Source organism: Leptothoe spongobia TAU-MAC 1115, assembly GCF_018739885.1.
In the GTDB taxonomy this organism is placed as follows: domain Bacteria; phylum Cyanobacteriota; class Cyanobacteriia; order Phormidesmidales; family Phormidesmidaceae; genus Leptothoe; species Leptothoe spongobia.
Genome location: NZ_JADOES010000074.1, coordinates 1 through 8,137, shown reverse-complemented (window position 1 = coordinate 8,137; position 8,137 = coordinate 1). Strand labels below are relative to the sequence as shown.

Sequence of the window (8,137 nt, the reverse complement as noted above, 5' to 3'; positions counted from 1 at the left end):
TTCTGGACCATGCAACAGAAGCTACCTTTGCCTGATACTATTGATGGACTTTTGTCAATGCGTAACTCCTATATCAATACGAATGAAGGGTCGATTCGGATGAAAAATATTTAAATTGACCTAAACGCCAGCAAACGTAAGGGTCGCTCCTTGCTGCAGCTTTAATGGCTTACCCATAATTTTTGGGGACCGTGCCCTGCTCATAAATTCCTTGACGCAGGAGATCCCAGTTTAATTCTGAGGCGGACACGGACAAAGCTTCTGGCCTTGACGCCTATTAATCGGCTTGCAGTTTTAGCTGGTACTTATACGTCAGATTGAGCATCTAAAAGAACAACTGATGGCAGTTCGGATAAATTGAAGGCAACAAGGTTACTACTAAGACCTAAGGCGTTTTCTGACGTTGGTGGCGTGTCTCACTATAGTTGTTCATCTTGATAATGATTGGGCCAACCTACCTAATCACCTATCAACAACCGCAATCCACTCAACGTTACGAGCACTGTGGAGCCTTCATGGCCTAGCACACCAAACGGCAGGGTGATATTGCCTGCAAAATTCAGGATTAACAAAACTATGACAAAACTCAGGGCAAAGACAATATTTTGCTTGACGATGCTCTGCGCACGACGACCTAAACGAATCGCGTGTTCTAACCGCTCCAGGCGATCGCCCATCAAGACAATATCAGCGGTTTCCAGGGCCACATCGCTACCCGCCGCTCCCATGGCAATACCAACGGTGGCCTGGGCCAAGGCTGGGGCATCATTGATGCCATCGCCAACCATGGCAACGGTCTGATACTGTTGCTGAAGTTTACGGATCACCTCAACTTTATCTTCGGGTAACAGTTCTGCATAAACCTGATTAACCCCGACCTGCTCAGCGATGCTGTTGGCGGTGCGGGGATTGTCCCCCGTCAGCATGACCACCTGCTCTACGCCCAATTGTTTGAGGCGTGCTATAGCCTGGGCAGCGGCAGGTCGAACCATGTCAGCTACGGCAATCAGTCCCAACAGCTCTCCTGCCTGGGCCACCCAGACCACCGTTTTGCCCTCCGATTCCCACTGCTGACTTTGTTCCAGCCAATGGGTAGAAATCGTCTTTACCTGTGTGCGAACAAAGTCAGCTTTACCCACGACGGCGCTCTGATCCTCTAAATCGGCGGTGATGCCCTGTCCGGCCTGGGCCTTTCCGTTACTGGCTGTTGTCCAGGCAATATTGTGCTGGCGGGCTGCCTGCACAATGGCCTCCCCAATGGGATGTTCCGACAGACTCTCCAACGCGGCGGCTACCTGTAGGAGTTGGGGGGAGTCGGGCTGAGATGCCAGCACGTTCACGACTTGCAGGTGGCCTGTGGTCAGAGTGCCGGTTTTATCAAATGCGATCGCACGCACACGCCCAATCTGCTCTAACTGGGCTCCATTCTTAAACAGAATGCCTCGGCGGGCTCCGTTGGCAATGCCTGATAGTAGTGTGGGCATAATCGAAGCCATCAGGGCGCAGGGGGAGGCCACTACCAGAAAAATCAGGGCTCGATAAATTGTTTCCTCCCAGGTCCATCCCAGTAGGAAAGGCGGTAGTATGCCCAGCAGTATGCCAGCGATGACAATCACTTTGGCGTAGCCCCGCTCAAACCGCTCGATAAATTGTTGAGAGGGCGGTGCTTCTGTCTGGGCCTGCTGCACCAGCCGGATTACCCGCTGAATTAAGCTACTTTCCGGCGGTTGATGCAGCTTAATCCGCAGGACTCCGTGGCCATTCAGCGTCCCCGCAAAGACTTCATCCCCAATGGTTTTGTCCACGGGCACAGATTCCCCCGTAATCGAAGCCTGGTTGAGGATACTGGTACCTTCTACCACCACGCCATCGGTGGGCACCAGTTCTCCCGGCTTGACCAAAATGAGATCGCCCACCTTAAGACTGGCAATCGGCACCGTGCGCTCCTGGCCGTGGTTCAGCAGTCGGGCGGTATCTGCTGTTAAGCTCATCAGCCCCTGGATACTGCGCTCGGTGTGCTGCATGGCGTAGCCTTCTAACGCGCCACTGGTGGCAAAGATCAAGATCAGGACCGCGCCATCGACGATCAGGTAGTATTCTTGCCGCCATAGTCCCAAACTAGCAGCGCCCAAAGCAGCCACGATCATCAGCAGATCAACATCCAGCTCTTTCTCCTGTAGCAGAGTTGTAAGACCGTCACGGGCACTGTCCAAACCACCAATGACATAAGCTGCTATCAGGATCAAAATCCCCCCTCCCTGCCAGCCAAAATTGAGGGACTGCCAGCCCAGCAATACCAGGATGGCGCAGGCGATCGCAGCGATGGCCTCGGGATGGCGCTTGAATACATCCTTAAATAACTTAAATAAAGTCGAAAGACGCGGAGATGCAAGGGTATTGGCAGCCATAGTCCGATCTGTCCCATAGAACACTATCTGCTAGCCTAAACCTTGACATTAGTGTCAATGTCAAGGTTGCCGTAGACTTAAAGAATGAAGACAGACCATCTGACGATTAAAGAACTGACGGATGCCGTGGGGGTGGGCGTCACCCCTCGCATGGTGCGGCATTACCATACCCTTGGCTTACTGCCTCAGCCCCAGCGGTCTGAAGGTAACTACCGGCTGTATACCCGGCAGGATGTGCAACGGCTGCGGCGGATAATGGCACTGAAGCAGCAGGGGTTTCAGTTGTCTCACATTCGCCAGCTTTTAGACAGCCATCCTGAAGCTACTCTAGATAATACTTTGAGCATCCAGCTGCAGCAGCAATACCGTACGGTCATACAGCAGATAACCCAGCTCCGCCAAACAGCGGCGGCGCTAGAAAGTCTGTTGGGGCGCGATCGCAACTGTCAGATCGCCCAGGCTGAAGCGCTATCGCAACTAAAGCAGTTGGATGTCGATGCCCAAACTGGATTGGGACAACTGGATCAGATCTGGAGCCATTTCGATACCGAAGTCACCACACATCCGGAGCAATTTCAGGAGTCGTTAAAGCTGTTACTGCCTGATTTATCTCACTATTCTGAAATCACGGTTCACTTGTTGCATCAACTGGTGTTGGCCTGCGGCGATGTCAGCATGGTCAGTTTTGTGCGCTTCGGCCACGAGGCCGTCGCCGCTGCCCGCACTGCCCTCAAAGCAGGCTGTTCTATTGTCGTGGATGTCCCCGCTGTTGCTACCACACTGGATCACACGCGGCTAGCCCATCTGGGCAGCCCGATTACAACGCTGATTGATGACCCCCACATTGCCGGAGCCGATGATGCCGAGCAAGCATTTTGGCGGGATAACCTCTGGCAGCAACGGTTGCAGGAGGCTCCTGCAGGCTGTGTGCTGGTGGTGGGTTATGCACCTTCGGTCTTGCTCGCTGCCTGTCAGTTGATTGACCAGGGGAAACTTCAGCCCGCTCTCGTGATTGGGATGCCCATTGGCTTTAGTCATGCGCCTGCGGCCAAGCGCCAGTTGATGGCGCTGCCAGTGCCCTACATCACCATTCAAGGCAGTTTGGGGGGCGGCCTCTTAGCGGCAGTCGCCCTGAATGCGCTAGTGGAAACCCTGATAGAAAAACCTGATTGCCACTGCTACCTCACCCGTCCTTAGATAACTTCATCGTTAGCGGTGGTGGGTAATTTAGTTCAGGCAGGTTGGGTTGTCTCCCACGATCCTCTATCTATCCGGATTGGGAAAATTGGCATTCATGTTGATTTAGGTCTCGAAAATTTGCTGGGTGCCGAAAAAGAACAGCAAAAAATAGCAGTTGAGATCAAAGGATTTCTAAATTTCTCTAAAATTACAGATTTTTACGCTGCTTTTGGTCAGTACCTTTGTTACAAGGTTGCCCTAGCTAGAAAAGAGCCTGATCGAATACTTTATCTGGCAGTTCCTGCACCTGTTTATCAGAAGTTATTTCAAGAAGTTCTGATTCAAGATGTGTTGAAAGAATATCCGGCAAGATTATTAGTATACAAGCTGTCAACTCAGGAGATTCAATCATGGATAAACTAGAGCATTATCGTAAATGTATTCGCGATTTTCTCAATCACTATTCTCAATTTTGGCAAGAAAGTGATATCGAGAATCAAATAATTTTTGATACAGAACATGATCATTATCTGTTACTCAAAGCAGGGTGGGATGAGGATCAAAGAATCTATTATCCAGTTTTTCACTTTGATATCAAAGACGACAAAATTTGGGTGCAAGAAAATACTACAGATATTGAAATTGACAAAGATTTTGAAGAAATGGGCATCTCCAAAAAGGAAATTGTGGTGGGTTTCCACCATCCTTTGATGCGAGAAAATTCTGAATTTGCGGCTGCCTAACCAATAACCTCTTCCTCACCTAATCCCGCCCTGCTTGACCCCTTATTTGATCCGTGGAGCGAGCAGCTTAGCTCAAAGGCCGCAGACATGCTGGAAGATCCTAACCAAAATCTCTACTTCAGCATCGCTAGCCTTTGTTATGATTGCAACGACTGTGTGATGGATGCTTACTGCATAGACATGATTACAACGCTGACTAAGTCAATCCGATTTGCTGAGTATCTATTGCTACCCTACGATGGACAGCGCACAGAGTTAGTGGACGGCAAAATCATCAAGATGACTGAAGCGAGTCCGTTACACATTGACATTATTGATTTTTTGATTGATTTGATTAAGGCTCATATTACTGAGCAGTCACTTGATTTGGTAGTGCGTACAGGGGTAGGAGTGGAAATCCCTCGCGCAGTGGGGCCAAATAATGCTCGCGATCCTGATATTGTTATTTGCCCGAGCCAGCAGTGGAAAGCGATGCGTGATTTTACGAAGGCTATTTTTTTGATGGATAATCCGCCTACACTAGCGGTGCAAGTGGTCAGCCCTGGTAACCAAACTGTGGATACGGTGGATAAACGTCAGGAATATGCTCTGGCTAGGGTGCCTGAGTATTGGATTGTTAATCCTATTGATGGGTATGTGTTGGTTTTAGTGCTTGATGGTGATGATTATCGGGAAGTGGGTGAATATCGGGAACAGGAGCTGCTTGAGTCGAAGTTGTTATCTGGGCTAACGGTAACGGTGGATAGGATTTTAGACCCGTAAGGTAGGGATGCAATGCAACGAATCAAGTGTTGGAAATTCCAGAGCGCTGCGTTAGTCACTCAACCTACTGGTTTTGCGTCATCCTAAAACCTTGTATTGCCCTCAGAAAGCGGGCTGCTTGCACAATGGCTTCGCCAATGGGATGTTCCGACAGACTTTCCAGCGCGGTTGCTACCTGTGTGAGTCCGTCACGGGCGCTGTCGAATCCGCCAATGACTTAAGCTGCGGTCAGGATAAAAAGGCCGCTGCCCACCCAGCTAATGTTGAGGGATTGCCAGCCGAGTAAGACGAGGATGGCGCATGAGATCGCGGCGACGGCTTCGGGATGGTGTTTGAATAAATCTTTGAATGGAGTGGAGAGACGCGGCGGTGCAAGGGCGTTGGCAGCCATAGTATGTTCTGTTACGTAGAATACTATTTGCCAGTTTAAAACCTTGACATTGATGTCAATGTTAAGGTTGCTGTTGGATTTTGATGACTAAGCTGGATGTTGATGCTCAACAATTGCCCATAGTTGCCCGAGAGCCATTACTGGAAACCGGATTATGCAAAAAGGTAGAGGCGCTAGTAACTTTCGGGGTGGGCTAGAGTGGGGTAGGACCAATTTAAAGCGGGAAGTTTTCCTTAGGAATCTAGAGTACTCTCCGAGAATGGCATAGCCCTAAGGACAGCGAGAAATATTTCCAGTACTACCCGCTAATGTACTTCTTTGTCATAGTCTACGACATTAGCTTCTCTTAAGCCTTCAAAATTGGATGAAAAACTATCGGTGTTTGAATAGTTTTGTTCATAAATTTTGTTCTTAGTATCTTCAATGAATTTTGCTTTACTCGTTAAATCTTTTACCCGACGTTTTGACGAGTCATCCATTTCTTCAAGTTTTTCAGGATATTTCAAGTTCAACTCATCTGCTAAGCCTAGCAAAGATGAATAATAACTAAGGTAAAAAGAGTAAAAAGATTTTAATTGTTGTGATATGGACTCGTTTAACTGTGATCTTGAGAGAGAAGTTATAATTATGTCTGACTGCAAGGTAATATAGTCGCCTTCGTATTCAAAGGCAATTTTCAACCCATTTAAATAAGAATTTAAGCGATGAATAGTAGCATAGAAAACTGATAGCTCTTTTCCAATCAAATACTTGAAGAGGAGTGATGTAAAATTCAGCCAATTTTCATCTAAGCTTTCATCTAGAAAAATCTCTACACTGAAGCTTTTTATACTTTCTAAATCTATAGGAATAGTAATAAGCCATCTATATTCTGTAGGATGCTTCTGACAAAAAAATCCTTCACTCTGGCTTAACTTATCAATAAATTCCTGAATGACCTTACTATAAAGGACATTTTCTGAAGCTAGTAAATCGCTATCTCCGTACATCATGCGAATTGTAACTCCACGACTACAAAATCCTTCACGAAAAATTCAACTCTTTGATTTACTTATGATCTGGGGGGATTGCCATTGAACTCTTGTTTTCAGAAGCTGGCGGCTGACTATTTTCTGGATTGAATGTTAGCATCGCATTTATCAAATCTTCGGGAGTCGTTTGGCTTGCTTTGAGCTGAGCAATTGCAACTCCAATCTCTTTAAATTTTGACTCCAGTTTCTTTTCTACAGCAAGACTCAGAATAAAGCTAACGTCTTCCATAAGATAAATTTTTTCAGCTCTGCTCCTACGACTCTGGGCTTTTCGATAAAGCATGTAAGAGACACATATAACAGATAGGCTAGCAGTCAGATTAACAGTCAAAGATGTAAAATAACTTTTAACGTAGTCACCAGTCAAAGAGAGAGTATTGTTATCTGAAAATAATGTTTCTAAAACAGGTACAGCAAAAAAATAGAAAAAAAGCAAAACTATTATTGCTAATAATGCTTTTATGAAAAGAGAATTATCATACTCATTCCAAGAATCAAGATCGAGCCTTTGCTCATTTGGAATAGAATTTATAATGACTTTAATATGTTGCCAAAAAATATTGGGATCCATATTACTTATCCAACCTTTAGAGGACTAAGAATAATATACTTCATCCTAGTAATCAAACGATTCTGATTCAGCTTATTTAAATGACTTTTCTGGTCCTCATTCAGGTTAAACAGAAGGGCAGCTGTATTTCAATTAGTACAAATGAATTGCAGGCATTCTCCTGTCAGGCTAAGGTTACTAATCGGCGTAAATCCCCAACACAGATGGAGGTTTACGCCGATTAATCAGAATATATGCTAAAACAGTGCAATCCATTTCGTGAAGTTCAGGTTACTGAAATTTCTCAATATACGTTTGATATAGACGAATAACTGTATCGTTCATGTCGCATAACACTATGCAGAAGGGGACGGAATGAATAACCCAGGTTTTGATGCAAAAATACTGACCGCCGCTCAGCTTAAGGTTATGCGAAAGGGAAATGATGACCAATGAACCAAGACTGGATTCTCCAAAGAAAGGAAACTCGCCGAGTTTTTTCTAAGACAACTTGGGTTCCTTTGAGGGCATCTATCAATGACGAGCAAGGTACAGTTCGAAATATTGGCTACGTCAATGAGTACTTTGGTTGTGGGTCTGTAGCTTTCCCTCCAGAACATCGAGAAGTCGCGGAGCAGCTTAGTTGGATTGATATTGGAATAATTTGCAATGTCCAGCCCTATGCTTACGAAGATGGTTATTACTCTGCAATTGAACAGTACGAATACAATGACAAAGAACCAATCGGAATTCACCTTGTCTTTGAACACCCTCAACCGGTAATTGGCGGAAGTCTATGGGTATTGAATCCTGATTTAGTTGTTGCGCTTCGCCTGATAAAAGAGGGATCAAACTGGGTAAGACCAGAAGAGAATTTCGTTGTAGTAGCCCGGGAAGTTCTTGATGGAAAGGGCAAGCAGCGTCTTATTGAGATAAAACGAGAGTTTCTTATTGATTATTTGGCAGCAAGGAACTTATCTCTTCGCCTCTCTTACTACGTATTAATTCACAGGGTCCCCTGAATTTCTCGTCAATATTGCGATGATCAGGTAGTGTAGTGGCCATGAGTCGCT

General features: G+C 46.2%; 8 protein-coding genes and 1 pseudogene. 5 read left to right on the top strand and 4 right to left on the bottom strand.

The window, feature by feature from the left end:
- Positions 1-458: 458 nt before the first annotated feature.
- The gene (locus IXB50_RS21700) at positions 459-2,408 is read right to left on the bottom strand and encodes a heavy metal translocating P-type ATPase (protein WP_215611087.1); all 1,950 of its coding nucleotides are present in this window, start codon (positions 2,406-2,408) and stop codon (positions 459-461) included.
- An 84-nt stretch (positions 2,409-2,492) separates the two neighbouring features.
- On the opposite strand from IXB50_RS21700, the gene IXB50_RS21695 reads away from it, so the two are divergent.
- The 4 genes from IXB50_RS21695 to IXB50_RS21680 all read left to right on the top strand — a co-directional run bounded on the left by IXB50_RS21695 (position 2,493) and on the right by IXB50_RS21680 (position 5,092).
- Positions 2,493-3,605, top strand: coding sequence for a precorrin-8X methylmutase (locus IXB50_RS21695; protein ID WP_215611086.1), 1,113 nt, complete (start codon positions 2,493-2,495; stop codon positions 3,603-3,605).
- Positions 3,606-3,626: 21 nt separating this feature from the next.
- A complete protein-coding gene (locus tag IXB50_RS21690; protein ID WP_326520876.1) occupies positions 3,627-4,010 on the top strand; it encodes an element excision factor XisH family protein in 384 nt (127 codons plus the stop codon).
- Positions 3,998-4,330 (top strand): XisI protein, encoded by a 333-nt coding sequence (locus IXB50_RS21685; protein WP_215611085.1) that lies wholly within the window; start codon positions 3,998-4,000, stop codon positions 4,328-4,330. The genes IXB50_RS21690 and IXB50_RS21685 overlap by 13 nt, the downstream gene beginning before the upstream one ends.
- Before the next feature lie 87 nt (positions 4,331-4,417).
- The gene (locus IXB50_RS21680; protein ID WP_246564863.1) at positions 4,418-5,092 is read left to right on the top strand and encodes a Uma2 family endonuclease; all 675 of its coding nucleotides are present in this window, start codon (positions 4,418-4,420) and stop codon (positions 5,090-5,092) included.
- 217 nt (positions 5,093-5,309) lie between these two features.
- On the opposite strand, the gene IXB50_RS21675 is transcribed toward IXB50_RS21680, so the two are convergent.
- The 3 genes from IXB50_RS21675 to IXB50_RS21665 all read right to left on the bottom strand — a co-directional run bounded on the left by IXB50_RS21675 (position 5,310) and on the right by IXB50_RS21665 (position 7,085).
- On the bottom strand, positions 5,310-5,483 hold the full coding sequence (locus IXB50_RS21675) for a hypothetical protein (protein WP_215611084.1): 174 nt from the start codon (positions 5,481-5,483) through the stop codon (positions 5,310-5,312).
- A 305-nt stretch (positions 5,484-5,788) separates the two neighbouring features.
- Positions 5,789-6,475 (bottom strand): hypothetical protein, encoded by a 687-nt coding sequence (locus IXB50_RS21670; RefSeq protein ID WP_215611083.1) that lies wholly within the window; start codon positions 6,473-6,475, stop codon positions 5,789-5,791.
- A gap of 55 nt (positions 6,476-6,530) precedes the next feature.
- Positions 6,531-7,085, bottom strand: a complete 555-nt coding sequence (locus tag IXB50_RS21665) for a hypothetical protein (protein WP_215611082.1) — start codon at positions 7,083-7,085, stop codon at positions 6,531-6,533.
- 431 nt (positions 7,086-7,516) lie between these two features.
- On the opposite strand from IXB50_RS21665, the pseudogene IXB50_RS21660 reads away from it, so the two are divergent.
- Positions 7,517-8,062: pseudogene (locus IXB50_RS21660) on the top strand (hypothetical protein); the annotation flags it as partial.
- Between the last annotated feature and the right edge of the window lie 75 nt (positions 8,063-8,137).